This is a genomic window from Pseudomonas sp. HS6 (genome assembly GCF_023375815.1).
Lineage (GTDB): Bacteria > Pseudomonadota > Gammaproteobacteria > Pseudomonadales > Pseudomonadaceae > Aquipseudomonas.
Map to the genome: position 1 here is coordinate 4043266 of NZ_CP067412.1, position 22813 is coordinate 4066078.

9 protein-coding genes are annotated in these 22813 nt (G+C 61.2%); 5 read left to right on the forward strand and 4 right to left on the reverse strand.

Translation table 11 applies throughout. The features are described 5' to 3' along the window. Positions 1-68 precede the first annotated feature (68 nt). The 3 genes from JJN09_RS18275 to JJN09_RS18285 all read left to right on the forward strand — a co-directional run bounded on the left by JJN09_RS18275 (position 69) and on the right by JJN09_RS18285 (position 16087). Positions 69-13067 (forward strand): non-ribosomal peptide synthetase, encoded by a 12999-nt coding sequence (locus JJN09_RS18275; protein ID WP_249482943.1) that lies wholly within the window; start codon positions 69-71, stop codon positions 13065-13067. Between the two features lie 199 nt (positions 13068-13266). Then, entirely contained in the window at positions 13267-15147 is a 1881-nt protein-coding gene (locus JJN09_RS18280; protein WP_249482944.1) for a hypothetical protein, read from the forward strand. Between the two features lie 127 nt (positions 15148-15274). Continuing rightward, entirely contained in the window at positions 15275-16087 is an 813-nt protein-coding gene (locus JJN09_RS18285) for an alpha/beta fold hydrolase (RefSeq protein ID WP_249482945.1), read from the forward strand. 31 nt (positions 16088-16118) lie between these two features. Here JJN09_RS18285 and dsbG read toward each other — a convergent pair whose 3' ends face one another. The 4 genes from dsbG to JJN09_RS18305 all read right to left on the reverse strand — a co-directional run bounded on the left by dsbG (position 16119) and on the right by JJN09_RS18305 (position 20434). Next, positions 16119-16889 carry a thiol:disulfide interchange protein DsbG gene (dsbG, locus tag JJN09_RS18290; protein WP_249482946.1) on the reverse strand — a complete coding sequence of 257 codons (771 nt, stop codon included), beginning with the start codon at positions 16887-16889 and terminating at the stop codon, positions 16119-16121. Continuing rightward, complete coding sequence (locus JJN09_RS18295; RefSeq protein ID WP_249482947.1) at positions 16865-17740, reverse strand: TlpA disulfide reductase family protein; 876 nt, start codon at positions 17738-17740, stop codon at positions 16865-16867. The genes dsbG and JJN09_RS18295 overlap by 25 nt, the downstream gene beginning before the upstream one ends. After that, a complete protein-coding gene (dsbD, locus tag JJN09_RS18300; RefSeq protein WP_249482948.1) occupies positions 17740-19473 on the reverse strand; it encodes a protein-disulfide reductase DsbD in 1734 nt (577 codons plus the stop codon). The genes JJN09_RS18295 and dsbD overlap by 1 nt, the downstream gene beginning before the upstream one ends. A 277-nt stretch (positions 19474-19750) precedes the next feature. Further along, positions 19751-20434, reverse strand: a complete 684-nt coding sequence (locus JJN09_RS18305; protein ID WP_249482949.1) for a hypothetical protein — start codon at positions 20432-20434, stop codon at positions 19751-19753. A 321-nt stretch (positions 20435-20755) separates the two neighbouring features. On the opposite strand from JJN09_RS18305, the gene JJN09_RS18310 reads away from it, so the two are divergent. Further along, positions 20756-21436, forward strand: a complete 681-nt coding sequence (locus JJN09_RS18310) for a response regulator (protein ID WP_249482950.1) — start codon at positions 20756-20758, stop codon at positions 21434-21436. Then, complete coding sequence (locus JJN09_RS18315; RefSeq protein WP_249482951.1) at positions 21436-22758, forward strand: ATP-binding protein; 1323 nt, start codon at positions 21436-21438, stop codon at positions 22756-22758. Before JJN09_RS18310 ends, JJN09_RS18315 begins: the two co-directional genes overlap by 1 nt. The last annotated feature ends 55 nt before the right edge of the window (positions 22759-22813 follow it).

Genomic DNA, 22813 nt, shown 5'->3' on the forward strand with positions numbered 1-22813 from the left:
ATGCCTTGCACGGGCATGCCGCAGCCAACCCGATTCCACCAGCAAGCCGAATTCAGGCAGGAAACCTCATGACCGACGCGTTCGAACTCCCCAGCACCCTGGTCCAAGCCCTCCAGCGCCGCGCGGCCCTGACGCCGGACCGGCTGGCCTTGCGCTTTCTCGCTGAAACCGAGGAGCAGGCTGTGGTGCTCAGTTATCGCGAACTCGATCAGCGTGCGCGCACCATCGCGGCAGCGTTGCAGGCCGAGGCCGGATTCGGTGATCGCGCGGTGCTGCTGTTTCCGAGCGGCCCGGATTACGTCGCGGCGTTCTTCGGTTGCCTGTACGCGGGCGTGATCGCGGTGCCGGCTTATCCGCCGGAGTCGGCCAAGCGTCACCATCAGGAGCGTCTGCTGTCGATCATTGCCGACGCCGAACCGCGTCTGCTGCTGACCAGCGCCGACCTGCGCGACGCCTTGCAGCAAATCGAAGGTGCGCCGCCGCTGTTGTGTGTCGATACCCTCGACAGCGCACTGGCCGAACGCTGGGTCGAACCGACCTTGCCGCAAGACCACATCGCCTTCCTGCAATACACCTCCGGGTCCACCGCACTGCCCAAAGGCGTGCAGGTCAGCCACGGCAACCTGGTGGCCAACGAACTGTTGATCCGCCACGGCTTCGGCATCGACGTGAACCCGGACGACGTGATCGTCAGCTGGTTGCCGCTGTACCACGACATGGGCTTGATTGGCGGCCTGCTGCAACCGATCTTCAGCGGCGTGCCGTGCATCCTGATGTCGCCAGCGTACTTCCTCGGCCGGCCGTTGCGCTGGCTCGAAGCGATCAGCCAATACGGCGGCACCATCAGCGGCGGGCCGGACTTTGCCTATCGTTTGTGCAGCGAGCGGGTCAGCGAATCGGCACTGGAGCGTCTCGACCTGAGCCGCTGGCGCGTGGCCTATTCGGGTTCCGAGCCGATCCGTCTCGATACCCTTGAGCGCTTCACCGAAAAGTTCACCGCGTGCGGTTTCAGCGAAAACAGTTTCATGGCGTCCTATGGTCTGGCGGAAGCGACTCTGTTCGTCGCCGGCACACCGCGCGGCAAAGGTATTCCTGCACTGCGCGTGGACGATCAAGCTCTGGCCCGGAACCGCGCCGAAGCGGGCGAGGGCAGCCCGATCATGAGTTGCGGCATCAGCCAGCCACAGCATGCCGTATTGATCGTCGAGCCGAGCACGCTTGAAGAATTGGCCGACAATGCCATCGGCGAAGTCTGGGCCACGGGCCCGAGCATCGCCCACGGCTACTGGCGCAATCCTGAGGCCAGCGCCAAGACTTTCGTCCAGCACGCCGGACAGACCTGGTTGCGCACAGGCGACCTGGGCTTCATCCGTAACGGTGAACTGTTCATCACCGGTCGCCTGAAAGACATGCTGATCGTGCGTGGTCACAACCTCTACCCGCAGGACATCGAGAAGACGGTCGAGAGCGAAGTGGAGGTGGTGCGCAAGGGCCGCGTCGCGGCGTTCGCGGTCAACCAGAATGGCGAAGAAGGCATCGGCATCGCGGCGGAAATCAGCCGCAGCGTGCAGAAAATTCTCCCGCCCGAAGCGCTGATCAAAGCCATTCGCCAAGCCGTGGCCGAGGCCTATCAGGAAGCGCCGAGCGTGGTGGTGCTGCTCAATCCTGGCGCATTGCCGAAGACCTCCAGCGGCAAGCTGCAACGTTCGGCCTGCCGCAATCGCCTGGCCGACGGCAGCCTCGACAGCTACGCCGTATTCCCGTCGTCCACCGCTGAAACCAGCGAATTGACTGCGTCCTCGTCCGAGCTGGAAGCGCTGATCGGCAAAATTTGGGCCGAGCAACTCAATGTCAAGCAAGTCAACGCCGACGACCACTTCTTCCTGCTTGGCGGCAACTCGATCGCCGCGACTCAGGTAATCGCCAAGGTCCGTGAAGAGCTGAGCCTGGAGCTGAACCTGCGCCTGCTGTTCGAAGCGCCGACCCTGTCCGCGTTCGCCGCAGCCGTGGCGCAACAGCAACAGGACGGCGGCAGCGCCCAAGGCGAAATCACCTTGTTGTCGCGCCACGAAGCCTTGCCGCAATCCCTGGCGCAAAACCGTCTGTGGATCACCTGGCAACTCGATCCGCAAAGCAGCGCCTACAACATTCCCGGTGCCCTGCGCCTGCGTGGCGAACTGGACGAAGACGCACTGCGCGCCAGTTTCCAGCAACTGATCGAGCGCCACGAATCCCTGCGTACGCGTTTCTTTGAGCGCGACGGCGTGGCGCTGCAACAGGTTGAAGTGGCGGGCGAGTTCAACCTGCAACTGATCGACATCAGCGACCTGCCGGCCAGCGAACGTGAAGCCCGCGCACAACAGATTCGTGAAGACGAAGCCCGGACCCAGTTCGACCTGGAGAAAGGCCCGCTGCTGTGGGTGACGCTGGTCCGTCTCGACGACGAAGATCATCAACTGCTGGTGACGATGCACCACATCATCGCCGACGGCTGGTCGCTGAACGTACTGATCGACGAGTTCTCGCGCCTGTACGCCGCCGCGTCCCAAGGCCAGCGCGCCGAACTCGCGCCGCTGCCCACCCAATACGCGGATTACGGCATCTGGCAGCGCCATTGGCTGGCGCAAGGCGAGGGTGAGCGACAACTGGCGTACTGGAAAATGCAGTTGGGTGATGAACATCCGACGCTGGAAATTGCCACCGATCATCCACGTTCTGCCAAGCAAGTTCACAGCGCCGCACGCCACAGCGTTCGTCTGGGAATCAGCCTCAGCGACGCCATCCGCCAGACCGCGCAGGCCTACCAAGCCACGCCGTTCATGCTGCTGCTCTCGGCTTTCCAAAGCCTGTTGCATCGCTACAGCGGCCAGCGTGACATTCGCATCGGCGTGCCCAACGCCAACCGTCCGCGTCTGGAAACTCAGGGTCTGATCGGCTTCTTCATCAACACCCAGGTGCTGCGCGCCGACGTCGATTCGCGTCTGCCGTTCACTGAACTGCTGGCGCAAACCCGTCAGGCTGCACTCGGTGCCCAGGCGAATCAGGACCTGCCGTTCGAACAATTGCTCGAAGCCTTCCCGCAGGCTCGTGAACAAGGTCTGTTCCAGGTCATGTTCAACCACCAGCAGCGTGACTTGAGTGCGCTCAAACGTCTGCCGGGGCTGCTCGCCGAAGAACTGCCGTGGCACAGTCGCGAGGCCAAGTTCGATCTGCAACTGCATAGCGAAGAAGACCGTAATGGTCGCCTGAGCCTGTCCTTCGACTATGCCGATGAGCTGTTCGACGCCGCGACCATCGAACGCCTCGCCGAGCACTTCAGCAACCTGCTGCGGGCTGTCTGCGAGCACCCGGAGCAAACCATCGGCGACCTGCCGCTGTTGACCGCCACCGAACACACTCAGCAAAACGCGTGGAGCTTCGCCGCGTGCACACCGGCTCAGCAATGGCTGCCGGAACTGCTGAATGAACAGGCCCGTCAGACCCCTGATCGCACCGCGCTGGTATGGGACGGCGGCAGCCTCGACTTCGCCGAATTGCACGCCCAGGCCAACCGTCTGGCCCATTACCTGCGCGACAAAGGCGTCGGACCGGACGTGTGCGTGGCCATCGCCGCCGAGCGTTCGCCGCAACTGCTGATCGGTCTGCTGGCAATCATCAAGGCTGGTGGCGCCTACGTGCCGTTGGACCCGGACTACCCGGCCGAGCGTCTGGCCTACATGCTCAGCGACAGCGGCGTCGAACTGCTGCTGACCCAGACCGCATTGCTCGACCGCTTGCCGGCCAGCGAAGGCGTCAGCGTGATCGCTATGGACACCCTGCACCTGGAGAGCTGGCCGAGCCAGGCGCCGGGCCTGCACCTGCACGGCGACAACCTTGCCTACGTGATTTACACCTCCGGCTCCACCGGCCAGCCGAAAGGCGTGGGCAACACTCACGCGGCGCTGGCTGAGCGTCTGCAATGGATGCAGAACACCTATCGCCTGAACGACACCGACGTGCTGATGCAAAAGGCGCCGATCAGTTTCGACGTGTCGGTGTGGGAGTGCTTCTGGCCGCTGATCACCGGCGCGCGCCTGCTGATCGCCGGCCCCGGTGAACATCGCGATCCGCATCGCATTGCGCAGTTGGTTCAGCAGTACGGCGTAACCACCCTGCATTTCGTGCCGCCGCTGCTTTCGCTGTTCATCGACGAACCGTTGAGCGCCGAATGCACCAGCCTGCGCCGTGTGTTCTCCGGCGGGGAAGCGCTGCCGGCGGAACTACGTAACCGCGTTCTGGCGCAACTGCCGGCGGTGCAACTGCACAACCGCTACGGCCCGACTGAAACTGCGATCAACGTCACCCACTGGCATTGTTCCGTGGCCGACGGCGAGCGTTCGCCGATTGGCCGTCCGCTGGGCAACGTCGTTTGCCGCGTGCTCGACAGCGATCTGAATCCAGTGCCGGCCGGTGTGCCGGGTGAGCTGTGCATCAGCGGTATCGGCCTGGCCCGTGGTTACCTCGGTCGCCCGGCGTTGACCGCCGAACGTTTCGTGGTCGATCCGCTGGGCGAGCAGGGCGCGCGTCTGTACCGCACCGGTGACCGCGCACGCTGGACGAACGATGGCGTGATCGAATACCTCGGCCGTCTCGATCAGCAGGTCAAACTGCGCGGCTTCCGCGTCGAGCCGGAAGAAATCGAAGCGCGTCTGCTTGCGCAGGACGGTGTGGCCCAGGCCGCCGTGCTGGTGCGTGAAACCGTCGCCGGCCCGCAACTGATCGGCTACTTCACCGCCACCGATGCCAATGAAGATCAGGACGCGCAAATCGCTCGCCTGAAAACCGCACTGGCCGCCGAGCTGCCGGAATACATGGTCCCGGCGCAACTGATGCGCCTGGACGCAATGCCCCTGAGCCCGAGCGGCAAACTTGACCGTCGCGCCTTGCCCGAACCGCAATGGCAAGTGCGCGAACATGTCGAGCCAGTCACCGAGCTGGAACAGCAGATCGCTGCGATCTGGCGTGAAGTGCTGGGCCTGAAACAGGTCGGCTTGCGCGACGACTTCTTCGCTCTCGGTGGTCACTCGCTGCTGGCCACGCAAATCATCTCCCGCACCCGTCAGGCCTGCGATGTCGAGTTGCCGTTGCGTGCGTTGTTCGAACACAGTGAACTCGGTGATTTCGCCGAACAGATTCGCCAGATTCAGGCCAGCGGCCGCACCAACAAACAGCCGCCGATCGACAAGGTGGATCGCAGCAAACCGGTGCCGCTGTCTTATTCCCAGCAGCGCATGTGGTTCCTCTGGCAGATGGAGCCGGACAGCCCGGCGTACAACGTCGGCGGCATGGCGCGCCTGCGTGGCGTGCTGGATGTCGGGCGTTTCGAGGCGGCGCTGCAAGCGTTGATCCTGCGCCACGAAACTCTGCGCACCACGTTCCCGAGCGTCGACGGCGTGGCCCGTCAGCACGTGCATGCCGAGACCGGCGTGCGCATGGACTGGAAGGATTTTTCGAAATTCGCCGCTGATGTGCGCGAGCAGAAAGTCCAGCAACTGGCCGACGATGAAGCGCATTTGCCGTTCGATCTGGAGACCGGCCCGCTGCTGCGCGCCTGTCTGGTCAAGACGGCCGAGCAAGAGCATTACTTCGTCCTGACCCTGCACCACATCGTTACCGAAGGCTGGGCGATGGACATCTTCGCCCGGGAACTCAGCGCGCTGTACGAAGCGTTCGTCGATGACCGCGATTCGCCGCTGGAGCCGCTGCCGGTGCAGTACCTCGACTACAGCGTGTGGCAGCGCAACTGGCTGGAGTCCGGCGAGCGTCAACGTCAGCTCGATTACTGGACTGCGCAACTGGGCCGCGAACATCCGCTGCTGGAACTGCCGGGTGACCGTCCGCGTCCGCCGGTACAAAGCCATCAGGGCGAGCTGTTCCGTTTCGACCTCAGCGATGATCTCGCTGCACGCGTTCGTGCATTCAATGCGCAGAACGGTCTGACCCTGTTCATGACCATGACCGCTGCACTTGCAACGTTGCTCTATCGCTACAGCGGCCAGACCGATTTGCGCATTGGCGCGCCGGTGGCCAACCGTATCCGGCCTGAAAGTGAAGGGCTGATCGGTGCGTTCCTCAATACTCAAGTGCTGCGTTGCCAGCTCGACGGCAAGATGTCGGTCGGCGAATTATTCGAGCAGGTGCGCCACACCGTGATCGAAGGCCAGTCCCATCAGGACCTGCCGTTCGATCATCTCGTGGAGGCGTTGCAGCCACCGCGTAGCGCGGCGTACAACCCGCTGTTCCAGGTGATGTGCAACGTGCAGCGCTGGGAGTTCCAGCAGAGCCGCATGCTCGCCGGCATGACCGTCGAGTACCTGGCCAACGATGCGCGGGCGACCAAGTTCGACCTCAATCTGGAAGTCACCGACCTCGACCATCGCCTCGGTTGCTGCCTGACGTACAGCACCGACCTGTTCGACGAACCAACCATCGCACGCATGGCCAGGCATTGGCGCAATCTGCTGGAAGCGTTGATCGCCAACCCACAACAACGCCTCAGCGAACTGCCGCTGCTCGACGCGCCCGAGCAACAGCAATTGCTCGACAGCCTTGGCGTCGAACCGGGCGAGCGTCGTCTCGATCAGTGCATCCATCACCTGTTCGCCGAACAGGCACTGGCGCGCAAAGACGCGCCGGCGCTGACCTTTTCCGGACAGACCCTGAGCTACGCCGAACTCGACGCCCGCGCCAATCGCCTGGCCTGGGCCCTGCGTGAGCGCGGCGTCGGCCCGCAAGTGCGGGTCGGTCTGGCGCTGGAGCGTTCGCTGGAAATGGTCGTCGGCCTGCTGGCGATCCTCAAGGCCGGCGGCGCCTACGTGCCGCTGGACCCGGAGTACCCGCTCGACCGTTTGCATTACATGATCGAAGACAGCCGCGTCGGCCTGCTGCTCAGCGACCGGGCGATGTTCAAAGCCCTTGGCGAACTGCCGCCGAATGTGGCGCGCTGGTGTCTGGAAGACGACAGCGCCGCGCTGGCCGATTACCCGGCCACCGAGCTGCCATTTATCAGCCTGCCGCAGCATCAGGCGTACCTGATCTATACCTCGGGTTCCACTGGCAAGCCGAAAGGCGTGGTGGTGTCCCACGGTGAAATCGCCATGCACTGCCAGGCCGTGATCGAACGCTTCGGCATGCGTGCGGACGATTGCGAGCTGCACTTCTATTCGATCAACTTCGACGCCGCCACCGAGCGTCTGCTGGTGCCGTTGCTCAGCGGTGCGCAAGTGGTGCTGCGTGCGCAAGGACAGTGGGACGCGGAAGAAATCTGCGGCCTGATCCGCGAACATCGGATCAATATTCTCGGTTTCACCCCGAGTTACGGCAGCCAGTTGGCGCAGTTCCTCGCGACGCAAAACGACATCCTGCCAGTGCGCATGATCATCACCGGCGGCGAAGCGCTGACCGGCGAGCACCTGCAACGGATTCGTGCAGCGTTCAAGCCGAGCCTGTTCTTCAACGCTTACGGCCCGACCGAAACCGTGGTCATGCCGTTGGCCAGTCTGGCGCCGGAAGTATTGGAAGAGGGCGCCGGCAGCGTGCCGATCGGCAGCGTGATCGGAGATCGCGTGGCGTACATCCTCGACGCCGATCTGGCACTGGTGCCGCAAGGCGCGACCGGTGAGTTGTTCGTCGGCGGCGCCGGCCTGGCCCAGGGTTATCACGACCGTGCGGGCATCAGCGCCGAGCGTTTTGTCGCTGACCCGTTTGCCGCCGATGGCGGGCGCATGTACCGCACCGGCGACCTGGTGCGCCAGCGTCCCGATGGTCTGGTGGAGTACCTGGGTCGGATCGACCATCAGGTGAAGATCCGTGGTTTCCGTATCGAACTGGGCGAAATCGAAACCCGCCTGCTCGATCACGCTTCGATCCGCGAAGCGGTAGTGCTGGCGCTGGATGCGCCGAGCGGCAAGCAACTGGTTGGCTACCTTGTCACCGAGATCGCCGAACAAGGCGAAGCCCAACAAGCTGAACTGCGCGAAGCACTGAAATCGCACCTGAAGACGCAACTGCCGGACTACATGGTGCCGACGCACTTGATCCTGCTGGCGAGCATGCCGCTGACCGCCAACGGCAAACTCGACCGTCGCGCCTTGCCGACGCCGGACCCGGAGCTGAACCGTCAGGATTACGTAGCGCCAAGCAACGAACTGGAGCAAACCCTGGCGCAAATCTGGTGCGAAGTACTCAACGTCGAGCAGGTCGGCCTCAACGACAACTTCTTTGAACTGGGCGGCGACTCGATCCTGTCGATTCAAGTGGTCAGCCGGGCGCGGCAGCAGGGCATTCATTTCAGCCCGCGCGATCTGTTCCAGCATCAGACCGTGCAGACCCTGGCCGCCGTTGCCAGTCGCAGTGAAACCGTAACCGCCGAACAAGGTTTGGTAACTGGCGAATCGCGTCTGACCCCGATTCAGCACTGGTTCTTTGCCACCGAGATTCCCGAGCGTCAGCACTGGAACCAGGCGCTGCTGGTGGAACCGACTGCTTTGTTTGAACCACATCGTCTGGAGCAAGCGCTGCTGGCGGTGATCGAGCAACATGACGCATTGCGCCTGCGCTTCTCTGAAGCCCTCGGCCAGTGGCAGGCAACCCATCAACCGGTCACCGATGCCGCCGTGTTGTGGCAGGTTCGCGTGCCGTCGATGGACAAGTGCGCCGCGTTGTTCGCCGATGCCCAGCGCAGCCTCGATCTGGAACAAGGCCCGCTGTTGCGTGCGGTACTGGTCGATGGACCGGAAGGTCAGCAACGTTTGTTCATTGCGATTCATCACTTGGTGGTCGACGGTGTGTCGTGGCGCATTCTGCTCGACGATCTGCAAACCGTGTATCGCCAGCTCGACGCCGATCAGTCGGTGAAGCTGCCGGCGAAAACCAGCGCCTTCAAGGACTGGGCAGCACGCTTGCAGGCTTACGCCGGCAGCGAGTCCCTGCGTGAAGAACTGAGCTGGTGGCAAGCGCAACTGGCCGGCCCGAACTTCGATTTACCGTGCGAACGTCCTGAGGGCGGTCGCGAGAATCGTCATGCGCAAACGATCAGCGTGCGTCTGGATGCCGAGCGCACCAAGCAACTGTTGCAACAGGCACCGAGCGCCTATCGCACGCAGGTCAACGACCTGTTGCTGACCGCACTGGCCCGCGTATTGTGCCGCTGGAGTGGTCAGCCGTCGGCGCTGATTCAACTGGAAGGCCACGGCCGCGAAACCCTGTTCGACGAGATCGACCTGACCCGCACGGTCGGCTGGTTCACCAGCGCCTATCCGCTGCGCCTGACTCCGCACAACATCGAAGAAGCTGCCGGGCAGGGCGCTTCGATCAAGGCGATCAAGGAACAACTGCGCGCCGTGCCTCACAAAGGTCTGGGCTATGGCGTGCTGCGTTATCTCGCCGATGATGCCAGCCGTCAGAGCATGGCGGCATTGCCGAACGCGCCGATTACCTTCAACTACCTCGGCCAGTTCGACCAGAGTTTCGGCAGCGATGCGCTGTTCCGTCCGCTGGATGAATCGGTTGGCGCTGCCCACGATCCGCACGCACCATTGCCGAACGAGTTGAGCGTCGACAGTCAGGTGTACGGAGGTGAACTGCTGCTGCGCTGGACTTTCAGCGCCGAACGTTACGACACGCAGACCATCAACGAGCTGGCCGATGCCTATGTCGGCGAGTTGCAGAGCCTGATCGAACATTGCTTGCAGGACGAAGCCGGTGGTCTGACGCCGTCGGACTTCCCGCTGGCAAAACTGACCCAGGCGCAACTTGATGCACTGCCTGTGCCGGCGGCGCACATCGAAGACGTGTACCCGCTGACGCCGATGCAGGAAGGCATGCTGCTGCACACCTTGCTCGAACCGGGCACCGGTCTGTACTACATGCAGGATCGCTACCGCATCAACAGCGAGCTCGATCCCGAGCGTTTCGCCCGGGCGTGGCAAGCGGTGGTCGCCCGTCATGAAGCGCTGCGTGCGTCGTTCTGCTGGAACGTTGGCGAAGACATGCTGCAAGTGATCCACACACCGGGTCGCACGCCGATTGAATACCTGGACTGGAGCACCATCGCTGACGCCGAGCAGGAGCCGAAACTGCAAGCGCTGCTCAAGGCTGAGCGCGAGGCCGGTTTCGATCTGCTCAATCAGGCACCGTTCCACCTGCGTCTGATCAAGGTCGGCGCGGCGCGATACTGGTTCATGATGAGCAACCACCACATCCTGATCGATGCCTGGTGCCGTTCGCTGCTGATGAATGATTTCTTCGAGATCTACACCGCCCTTGGCGAAGGGCGCGAAGCGCAATTGTCGGTGCCGCCGCGCTACCGCGATTACATCGGCTGGCTGCAACGTCAGAGCCTGGCCGAGGCGCGTCAATGGTGGCAGCAGAACCTGCAAGGGTTCGAGCGCACCACGCCGATCCCGAGCGACCGTCCGTTCTTGCGTGAACACGCCGGCGAAAGCGGCGGCATGATCGTCGGCGACCGCTACACCCGACTGAATGTCGAGGATGGCGCCCGTCTGCGTGAGCTGGCCCAGGCCCATCAACTGACCATCAACACCTTCGCCCAGGCGGCGTGGGCTCTTGTGCTGCGCCGCATGAGCGGTGATCGCGACGTGCTGTTCGGCGTGACCGTGGCCGGGCGTCCGGTGGAAATGCCGGAGATGCAACGCACCGTCGGCCTGTTCATCAACAGTATCGCGCTGCGGGTGCAGATCCCGGCTGACGATCAGCGCGCCAGCGTGCGTCAGTGGCTGAGCGGTCTGCTCGACAGCAACATGCAACTGCGCGAGTACGAATACCTGCCGCTGGTGAACATCCAGGAGCAAAGCGAATTGCCGAAAGGCCAGCCGCTGTTCGACAGCCTTTTCGTGTTCGAAAACGCCCCGGTGGAAGTCTCCGTGCTGGACCGTGCGCAGAGCCTCAACGCGACCTCAGACTCGGGCCGTACCCACACCAACTTCCCGCTGACGGCGGTTTGCTATCCGGGCGATGACCTGGGGCTGCACCTGTCTTACGACCAGCGCTACTTCGACGAGACGACCATCGAGCGCATGCTCGGCGAGTTCAAGCGTCTGTTGCTGGCGCTGGTCGACGGCTTCCATGGCGACATGGCTGACCTGCCGCTGCTGGGCTTTGAGGAACAGGACCTCCTGCTCCACGGTTGCAACCAGAGTAAGCACGACTATCCGCTGGAGCAGAGCTACGTCGAACTGTTCGAAGCACAGGTCGAGCAACATCCGCAACGCATTGCCGCCAGTTGCCTCGATCAGCAACTCAGCTATTCCGAGTTGAACCAGAACGCCAACCGTCTCGGCCATGCCCTGGTCGCGGCTGGAGTGCAGATGGATCAACCGGTGGCGCTGTTGGGCGAACGTAATCTGGATCTGCTGGGCATGATCATCGGCAGCTTCAAGGCCGGTGCCGGTTACCTGCCGCTGGATCCGGGCCTGCCGAGCCAGCGTCTGCAACGCATCATCGAGCTCAGTCGCACGCCGGTGCTGGTGTGTACCGAAGCTTGCCGTGAACAGGCGAAGACCTTGCTGGACGAGTTCAGTTGCGCCAACCGTCCGCGCTTGCTGGTGTGGGAGGAGGTTCAGGCGGGCGCGGTTTCGCCGTCGAATCCGGGCATCTTCAGCGGCCCGGACAACCTGGCCTACGTGATCTACACCTCGGGTTCCACCGGGTTGCCGAAAGGCGTGATGGTCGAGCAGCGTGGCATGCTCAACAACCAGTTGAGCAAGGTTCCGTACCTGAACCTGAGCGACGCCGATGTGATCGCCCAGACCGCTTCGCAAAGCTTCGACATTTCGGTCTGGCAGTTCCTTGCCGCGCCGTTGTTCGGTGCGCGGGTGGACATTGTGCCGAACACCATCGCCCACGATCCACAAGGCTTGCTGGTGCATGTTCAGCAACAGGGCATCACCGTGCTGGAAAGCGTGCCGTCGCTGATCCAGGGCATGCTCGCTTCGGATCGTTTGAGCCTGGATGGCCTGCGCTGGATGCTGCCGACCGGTGAAGCGATGCCGCCGGAGCTGGCGCACCAATGGCTGCTGCGTTATCCGGACATTGGTCTGGTCAACGCCTATGGCCCGGCGGAATGCTCGGACGACGTGGCGTTCTTCCGCGTCGATATGGCGTCGACTCGCGGCAGTTACCTGCCGATCGGTACGCCGACCGATAACAACTTGCTGTACCTGCTCGATGGCGCGCTGGATCTGGTGCCGTTGGGTGCGGTGGGTGAGTTGTGCGTGGCGGGCACCGGTGTCGGTCGCGGTTATGTCAGCGATCCGCTACGCACCGCGCCGGTGTTCGTGCCGAATCCGTTTGGTGCGCCGGGTGAGCGCCTGTATCGCACTGGTGACCTGGCGCGTCGTCGCAGTGACGGCGTGCTGGAGTATGTCGGCCGGGTCGACCATCAGGTGAAGATTCGCGGTTACCGGATCGAACTGGGTGAAATCGAGGCGCGTCTGCATGAACAACCGGAAGTCCGCGATGGTGCTGTTGGCGTTCAGGAAGGTGTCAACGGCAAGCATCTGGTCGGCTACCTTGTCGCCGCCGATTCCGCACTGAATCAGAGCGAACGGCTGGAGCGGATCAAGCAGCGCCTGCGTGCAGAGTTGCCGGAATACATGGTGCCGCTGCACTGGTTGTGGCTCGACCGCTTGCCGCTCAACGCCAACGGCAAACTCGACCGCAAGGCCCTGCCGGCGCTGGAGATCGGCCAGTTGCAGAGCCAGGATTACCTGGCACCGCGCAGCGAACTGGAGCAGACCCTAGCCGATATCTGGGCCGAGGTGCTGAAGGTCGAGAAGGTCGGGGTCCGCGACAACTTCTTCGAACTTGGCGGCCATTCGCTGCTCGCCACGCAAATCGCCTCGCGGGTGCAGAAAACCCTGCAACGGGATGTGCCGCTGCGAGCGATGTTCGAGTGCAGCACGGTGGAGGAACTGGCCGAGTACATCGAAGGGCTCGCGGCCAGTGACATTACCGAGGATAAGGTGGATCGGTTGAATGATCTGATGGCGGAGTTGGAAGGCCTGTAATCTCTGTAGTAGCAGCTTTTATGGCGAGTGTTTGAGTGAAACATCCCGCTGGATTTGCCTATGTAGATCCAGCGGTTTTTTCTTTTCGAAGAAGCCGTTCGTCGGCGAGTCTGGGGAACCTGTCAGATCTGACAGTAGGCAGACGTTCCTGTTTGGAGGCTAGATTGACTTCTGTTCCGCCTGGACAAGAGGTCCGATCATGTCGCACGAAGAATGTTGTTCGCAGTTGCCGATGCCCGTCATCGCAAAGTCCAAAAGCAGCTTCTGCAACCGGATCTATCCAGGAGATGTCGGGGACGGCCTGAAACTTTCCTGGGCTTTCAACGGATTGTCCGCAGGTCAACCTGTACGGTTCTTCTTGCGCCCCGCCAGGCAAACATCAGAACCATTGATATTCGAGCAAACCGGTAACGATCATGGCTGCGCTCAGGCCTGGTTGCCAGCATCTATCCTCGCGCCTTTCGTGGGCAAGTCAGTGGATATCTGGAGTGATGTCTCACAGGAGGATTGTACGGTGTGCTCTTCGACACTTCGCTTGGCGGTGAAGCGTTTCAAGTGTCGCGATCTCCCCAGGGTCAAGGTGCAGGATCTGATTTGCGAGAACTGCAAGCACTGGCTGGATCTTGGTCAATTGCCAGGCGATGCGCGTGCGTTCCTGCCACCCTGGCCGCTCATGCGCAAAGGGCAAAAGATCTGGGTGAGGAGTATCGGGCAGCGCACCGATCAGGAGTTCACTTTCATCTATCTGCTGGATGGCCATGAGATCACCGATGAACAGGTGGTTGACGGGGTGAACCTGAGCATTCCGCGCTGGTGGCTCGATCTGTTGATGGATAGATCGACGCTGGAGCTCAAGGTCGAAGTGGCGTTCGATAGCCTGGACTCTCATCGTTGTGCGCATCGGTTTCCGCGTACGAAGGTGCGCGTGCGTTCTGCGCTGATTAGTCTGCCAGCGCCCGAGATTGATCAGTCACAAGCAGGAACTCTCAATCCACACTTGGTCACCCAGGGTGCAACCGTTCGAATTAACTGGCCAGGATTGCGTACCTCAGACTGGGTGTGTATTCACTGGGGCAATTCCTTGGCGCTGGAGTGCAAGGCAGGCAATTTGCCGGGGTCTCTGACTTTTGATGTCCTCCCGGATTTGATCCGGGAATTTTTGGGCCGTGCGCTGGACGTCTGGTACACGGTGGTGCGCGATGGCCGTTTACTCACGTCACCGGTCACCGTACTCAGGGTATTGGATCTTTCAGATTTTTCCCCGCTGACGGTTGATCGGGCCAGCGGTGGTGTGCTGGACCTGAATACCTTTACCGAAACTCCAAAACTGATGGTTGCAGGATGGGACTTTGCGAAAGCGGACGATGCGACCTGGACGAAAATCAGCGGCACCGACGAAGCAGGGAGCCCTCGGCAGGTCATCCTGCGCAACGCTGTAGCGCTCCAGGATGGGGAAGTTGCGAACGGTATCGCCGATGAATTAGTGCGTGACATGCTTCAGGGGTTTGCCATTGACAGCGAGGTGGTGCTGGAGTTGTGGAGCAGCTTTGACGATAAGGCCGATCTGATGACGGCTAAGAAGTTTCCACCCCTGACTCTTCGGTTGATCACGGAGCGCTTTACCGATACCGAGCAATTTACGGGACTGGTGAATGAGTTGATCACTGAAGGTCAACACACTAACTCCGCGGCGATGATGGATATCGAGTTTTTGAGTGGTGCGGGTCAGGCGGGGATATACACCTACGCCGGTAACGAAAGCGGTATGCGTGAGGGGGCTTCGATTGTTTTATGCCTGAACCAAGGAAATCTCACTCCTCCTCAACGTGTGCGACTACGATTCAGACATGGCTATCTGCAGCTTCGGTTTGCCTGGACTTGGGGGCATAAGGCTGGAAAAGTCTTCTATTGTGATGCGCAAGATGCTGATTTAGGCAGTGTTGATATTCTGGGGCAAGACGTTGGCGGAGCGTTGCACCAATGGATCGAGCTGTCTGCTCCGGAACACCAGCGGATATACAGTGTTGTGTTTGAAGTCGGGGATTTTTCCTTCCTGGATTTTTTCAACTTGATTCGCTGAGTCTCATTTTTGTTGGAGCGAGTGGCTCGCGTGGGGCCTTGGCGCATTCACCAATATTTGCAGGGTTGACGATGGAGAACCGGCAGCTCAGTCTGCCGGTTCTCTTTTTTACCGTGCAGGTGAGTCGATGGCTTTCTTCGAGGTTGACGGACAGGCGCTTCACTACTTTGATCAAGGCACAGGTCCGGCGGTGTTGCTGGCCGGCAGCTACCTGTGGGACCAGGCCATGTGGGCACCGCAGATCGCTGCGTTATCGCCGCACTATCGGGTGATTGCGCTGGATCTGTGGGGCCACGGTGAATCCGGACGTTTGCCTGAAGGCACCGCTTCGCTGGACGACATCGCCCGTCAGTCACTGGCCCTGCTCGATCATCTGGAGATCGACCGGGTCACGCTGGTCGGACTGTCGGTCGGCGGCATGTGGGGCGTGCGCCTGGCGTTGTCGGCGCCGCAGCGGCTCAATGGTCTGGTGCTGATGGACACCTACGTCGGCGTCGAGCCGGAGCCGACCCGTCAGTATTACTTTTCGCTGTTCAAGCAGATCGAAGAAAGCGGCGAGATCTCCGAGCAGTTACTCGACATCGTGGTGCCGATCTTCTTCCGTCCGGGCATCGATCCGCAGTCGGCGCTGTATCAGGATTTCCGCGCAAAACTCGCGGGTTATTCCGCCGATCACCTGCGTCAAAGCATCGTGCCGATGGGGCGCATCACGTTTGGCCGAGATGATCTGTTGCCGCGTCTGGGCGAGCTGAATGCGGCCACCACGCTGGTGATGTGTGGCGATCAGGACAAACCACGCCCGCCGTCGGAAGCGCGGGAAATGGCTGATTTGATTGGCTGTCCGTGTGTGCTGGTGCCAGAGGCGGGGCATATCTCTAACCTGGAGAATCCGCCGTTCGTGACCGACACGCTGCTGAAGTTTCTGGCTGAGCTGAAGTAACGAAAACGCCCACGCATTGCGTGGGTGTTTTTTATTTCGGGCCGAGAATCTTCGCCAGCTTGTCCGGCGTCGGCGCGCCTTGCTGTTGTTGCAGTTCGCCCTTGTCGTCCATGTAGAAGATTGCCGGGGTGGCCTGTAATTCCAGGTCTTCCATCAACTGCATGTTCGCCGCGAGTTTGGTCTGCACGGCGGCCGGAATGTCCTTCAAGGCCTTGAGTGTGCTGGCCTTGCCGGCCTTCTCGTGTTCTTCCAGGGCCTTGGCCGGGTCTTTGGCGGCCAGCAACGCGGCGGATTTTGCCGGGCTGTCTTCGCGGATGATGCCGACCATGATGTGGCGCAACTGCACCTTGCCGGCCTTGACCCATGGGCGGGCCTGTTCCCAGAACATGTTGCAGTACGGGCAGTTCGGGTCGCTGAACAGGTACACCGTGCGCGGTGCATCCTTGTTGCCGTCCTGAATCCAGTTGCTCGCTTCGAACTTGGCCCAGACTTCCTTGGCCAGCGGCGCGTAGACCAGTTTTTGCAGCGGCGCACTGCTCAGGTCATTGCCGTCGGCGTCGTACAGGTTGCCCAGCAGCACGTGCTTGCCGTCCGGTGTCAGGTACAGCGCCATGCCACGGTTCTGGTATTGCGCGGCGTAACCACGCAGGCCGTCGGGCGCGTCGAACTGGCCGACGATTTTTGCGCCCTTGGCTTCGATCTTCTTGATCGCGTCAGGCAATTCTTCAGCAGCCTGTACCGACGGCAAGTGCAGCAGGGCGGCGCCCAGAGTCAGCGTCAGCAGGTGGCGGAGGCGGGGCATGGCAGTTTCCTTGCAGAGGTGGCCGGTGCGGCGTTCGTATTTGGATTCGGTACGTCGAAGTTTTCCAGGGCCCGGGCCAGACTGGCGTTCGACAATTCGCCCAGGTGGCTGGCCAGCAATTGACCGTCAGGGCTGTAGAACAGCGTAGTCGGCAATGCCATCGAACCCACGGCCTGGCCCAGATGACCGCTGCGGTCGAACAGCACGTTGTTCAGGCTCAGGCCCTGGGTTTCGAGAAAGGTCGCGACGCTTTGCATGCTTTCGGCCTGATTGACGAACAGGAACGTCAGGTCCGGGCGTTGCTGCTGGGCGTTTTCCAGCACCGGCATTTCCCGCCGGCACGGCGGACACCAGGTCGCCCACAAGTTGATCACCAGCGGACCGCCCTGATAGTCGGCGAGTTTCACGGTTTCCCCGGCGGCGTTACGCAGGGTGATGTCCGGCAGACGTGTGCCTTGCTCGTAGATGCTCAGCGACAGGGTGGCCAGCAACCAGAATGCCACGCCACTGACCACGCCGAACCCCAACGGTCGACGCAAACCCGGCCGGCGCCAGCCGCGAAAAAGCGCGGCCAGCAACAGCACGATCACTCCCGGCCAGGCGAGAAAACCGCCGTCGCGCAGGTCGATGATCTGCCACGGATCGTTGCGGTAATGTCCCCAGTACACAGCGACAAAGGCAATGCGCGCCGCGAGCATGCCCAGCAGAAACAGGCTGAACAGCGCCGACTCGGGGTTATCGCCACCGCGCTTGGCCATCCGCCAGCCGACGAAGGTCGCCAGCGCCAAGGCGCTGATCAGCAGCAGGTGGTTAAGCGCAATGGCAAAGGTGCCGAGGGTGAAGGTCAGCATTAACGGGCGTCTCGGGTGGTGGTCCAGTGTTGCAGAAAGGTGTCGGCATCGACCTCGCCGGTGATCCGCTGGCTGCGGCGCTCTTCACCGTCGGCACCGATCCACACAAAACTCGGTGGCCCCGGCACTTTGTAGCGGCCGAGCAGTTCGCGGCTGGCGGTATTGTCGGCAGTGACGTCGAGGCGCAGCAAGCGCACATCACTCAGGGCCTGCATCACCCGCGCCTGGCCAAATACCTTTTTCTCCATGACTTTGCACGATGTGCACCAGTCGGCGTAGTAATCGAGCAGCACCCATTGGCCCTGAGCCTTGGCGGTATCGAGTTCGTGTTGCAGGGCCGCTGGATCCTTGATCGTAATGAACGCTTCGTGACCGTTGGGTGCAGCCGTGCCGGTGCGCCCGGTGCTGTAAACCTGCAACGGTTGAAACGGATCATCGCTGCCGCCCGCTGCACCCACCACCAGCAAACTGCCCCACAACCCCAGTAACAGCGAGCTGGCACCGAACAACTGGGCGACGCGGCCGAAGCCTTCGGACTGTTTCCAGGCGCTGTAGGCCGCGATCAGCAGCAGCGCGCCGCACAGCGCGAGCCACAGTGACGAATCCAGTACCGGACGCAGCATCAACACCGCCGTGCCAAGGAACAGGAAACCGAATATGCCTTTGAGCAGGTTCATCCATGCGCCGGGTTTCGGCAGGAACCGATTGCCGACCGTCACCAGCACCAACAGCGGGATGCCGATGCCGATACCCAAGGTAAAAAGGATCAAGCCACCGTGCAGCGCATTGCCGCTTTGCGCGATGTAGAGCAGAGCACCGGCCAGCGGGGCGGTCATGCACGGCCCGACCAGCAGACCGGACAACGCGCCCAACACACCAGCACCGACCAGGCTGCCGCCGCTGCGACTGCGCGAGGCGTGCTCCAGTCGATCACGCAGAGCGACCGGCAATTGCAGTTCAAAGAAGCCGAACATCGGCAGCGCGAGGATCACAAATACGACTGCGAAAGTGCCCAGCAGCCATGGGTTTTGCAGCCACGCCTGTAGATTCGCCCCCAGCAACGCGGCGATGACGCCCATTGCTGCATACACCAGCGCCATGCAAATCACATAACTGCTGGCCAGCGCGAAACCACGACGTGGCGTGGCACCGCTGCCAACCACCATGCCCGCCAGAATCGGCAGCATCGGCAACGAACACGGTGCAAAGGCCAGCAGCAGACCGAGACCGAAGAACACCAGCAGGCTCCAGCCCAGCGAGTGCTGTTGCAGGCCGCTGGCCAGCGCTTGATCCTGTGCCTCATCCGTTGCTGCAGCGGCAGCTTTGCCACCGAGATCGATCACGCGGGTCTGCGGTGGATAACACAGGCCGGCATCGGCGCAGCCCTGATAACTGACCTTGATCTGGCCTTTGGCTGCCGCCGGAATCTTCAGTTCAAGGCCTTGGCGGTAAACCGGTTGCTCACCGAAATACTCGTCACTGTGGGATTCACCTTCGGGCAGCGCAGGGGCGTTTTCCGTCGCCAGCCCGTCGAATTTCAGGCGTTTCTGATACAGGTAGTAACCGTCGGTGATCTGCCAGAACAGTTGGGTTTCGCCGGAATCCAGGCGTTCGGACGTCAGCACGAAGGCCTTGTCGACCGGGAGAAATTCCGGTTTTGTCGCAAAGGGATCGTTCCCTGCCTGGGCCAGACCCGAAATCAACAGTGCAAACAATAAAAAAATATGACGCATGGAGGAGCCTTGTCCCTGTGCAAGTGATGAGCACAATGGGCGGCGGCGATTAACCGATGATTAACCGCGGCACCCTTGTCGCTGTGGCGTTCGGGGCATAATGTCAGCTTAATCGGCCAACCGCCTAATCGGCGTTTTTCTACGGGACTCACCCTGTACCTTCCGGTTTGTGCCTACCTCAAACGTGGTCATCGAGAAAGCTGGATCGGATATCGCTTCCTCAATTGATTCTCACATCAAGACGCCCCCCCCTCCAGGCCATCTGTGCATGGCGTGTTTATTCTGCAATCAGTCCTGGCCATGTTCCATCATCGACCGGGCGAGGGGCAGTCAGTGTTCTTTTTTTAATATCAAACCTTAGATATTCGTTGTTGGATAAAAAGATATAGAAGTAAGTGCTGATGATGGGGTGATCATTCGAGGCGGCGGTGATCATGCGACCTTTGTATTGTTCCAGTCCGCTCCATGCGGAGTTTGCGAGTGGCTTGGCTTTAGGCGGTCTCGGCACTCGGGGAGTGTAGGTGAAATAACGTCCGTCGTTCAGTAGAACCCAATAATCGTGGGCGGAACTTGCCGTAGTGTCCAGCATGACACCGACGATTTTGTCGAAGTAATTTCCCAGTGGCCACCAATCAGTATCTGACAGTTTCTTTTTGAACACGACTTTGTCATTGATTTGGGAATACTTGCAGACCATCGGCGTTTGTTCCTCATAGTAGAAGAACCAGGAAATGTTCCCGCCGCCGTTTTGGTGCCAATCAGGGCTTCTAGTGTTGAAACCGAACTTCAGGTCCTTCACGTGTTGCTCGAAGTCGTCCCAGTGACCGATGACAGAAGTAGGGTGGGTTTTTTCGATACGGTTGTCACCAAAGTTGAAGCGTGCGTAAGTGTTAGTCTCTTTGAAGAAAAAGAAAATACGATCGGCTCCATGGCGCCAGTCGGTGGTTACGAAGTTTTTCATGGGGTGGTTCTCTTTTGTTTTGGTTGGGAAATACTTAAAGAAATTAAAGAGGCTTTCAACGGGTTGTTTGTCGTTTGCTGGGTTCAGATTAACTTGTGATATTTAAGTTTTAAAGGCGTGTGGGTGGGGTTGTGTGTTTCGAGTTGAGACTGGAGTATCCTTGCTTTATTAACTGTTAAAGTTGCCAGTCTTATCCATGTTGTCGAAAGTTTTGCAGGTGAGGGGCTTGGGCGAATACACTTCTCGTGCGTTGAATCACTTGTCATAATTTGAGCTTAATCCTCACCTGTTTGACTCATGTTTTTGCTCAGGGAGCTCCCCATGCATGTGCTTGTCTGCGAAGACGATGACCTGATCGCCAGTGGCATCGTCGCCGGGCTGACGGCCCAGGGCTTGACGGTCGAACACGTCAACACCGCCTCCAAGGCGCGGGCGATCCTCAAGGTTGCCGAATTTGACGTGATGGTGCTCGACCTCGGCCTGCCGGACGAAGATGGCCTCAAACTGTTGCAGCAACTGCGTCAGCAGGGCCTGGAAATTCCGGTGCTGATCCTCACTGCTCGGGATTCAGTCACCGACCGGGTCGACGGTTTGCAGTCCGGCGCCGACGATTACCTGCTCAAGCCTTTCGATTTGCGCGAACTGTTTGCCCGTCTGCAAACCCTGTTGCGTCGGGTGGCCGGGCGCAGCGTCAACCTGATCGAGCACGGCGCGCTGACCTACGACCCAAGCAGCCGTGAAACCACCCTGGCGGGCCGTTCGGTGGACTTGTCCCGTCGCGAACAATCCCTGCTGCAAGCCTTGCTGCATAACCGTGGCCGGGTGCTGTCCACCGAGCAATTGAAGGACAGCGTCTACGGTTTCAACGATGAACTGGAAAGCAACGCGCTCAACGTGCACATCCATCACCTGCGCAGCAAACTCGGCAAGGGCATCGTCGAAACCGTGCGTGGTCTGGGCTATCGCCTGGGCCCGGCCGATGGTGGAGAACCTGACAAGTGATGAGCCTGCGCCTGCGTCTGAGCCTGACCCTCGGCGCCGCGTTCGCGCTGATCTGGGCCTTGGCGGCGGCCTGGATGCTCAGCGACCTGCGCAACCAGATGATGTTTTCCCTCGACCAGCGGCTGGTGGCATCGGCGCGAATGGTCGCCGGGTTGCTGGAGCAGTTGCCGGCGATTCCGAGCAAGGGCGAGGGCACTCACTTCAGCGCCGAACAACTGAACATTCCCGGCGGCATGGCCTGTCAGGTCAGTTCGTTGCGCGGCGAAATCCTCGCCCGCAGCCACAACAACCCGGAACAGGCACTCGAAGCGCAGAAAATGGGCTTCCACGATCAGATGATCGACGGTGCTCCGTGGCGCACCTTCACCCTGGCCCGGGGCGATGTGCGCATCACCACCGCCGACCGGGTGATCGAGCGCGAAGCCCTGAACATGTCGATCTTGCTGGCGGCCTCGGTGCCGGTGGGTGTGGCGCTGCTCGGCTGTCTGTGCCTGCTGTGGCTGGGGATCGGCCAGGGGCTGGCACCGCTCAATCGCTTGCGCGAAGCCTTGATGCGCCGCAATGCCGACTCGCTCGAACCGTTGCAGTTGCAATCGTTCCCCAGCGAACTGAAACCGCTGCTTGAAACTCAGAACCAACTGTTCCAGCGCATCGGCAAGACCATCGAGCGCGAACGTCGCCTGACCGGTGACGCCGCTCATGAGCTGCGCAGCCCGTTGACGGCGATCAAGACCCACCTGCAAGTGGCGCGCATGACCGAAGGCAGCGCCCGCGATCAGTCCCTGGCCCGGGCCGAGGAGGGCGCCGACCGCCTGCACCGGACCCTTGAGCAATTGCTGTTGCTGGCGCGGGTCGAGGGCAGTCTGTCGTTCGATGACGGCGTGCAGTGCAGCGCCGAGCAAGTGGCGAAACTGGCGATTCAGGACTCCGCCAGCGGCGAGCGTCAACGGATCAGGCTGCATCTGCCCGAAAAACTGTCCAGCGCACCGCTGCAAATGCCGGCGGTGTTGTCGATTGCGGCACTGCGCAATCTGCTCGATAACGCCCTGCGCCATACCCCGACGGAAGGCGCCGTGGAACTGAGCCTGGAAACCACCGGCAACCGCGTGCGCTTCGTGGTGCGCGATCATGGGCCGGGGATTGCGCCGGACGATCTGCAACACCTGACCCAGCGCTTCTGGCGCAACGGCCAGAGCACCGGCTGCGGACTCGGGCTGGCGATTGTCCAGGCGATTGTCCAGCGCTGTGCCTGCACCCTGCATTTCGACAGTCGTTCGGATGGTTTGCGGGTCGAGTTGACCATGCCGCTGCAACCGGCCTGAGCCCGGCACATCAAATGTAACCTCTCTCCATTGGTCATCCGCCGGTCACGACGCT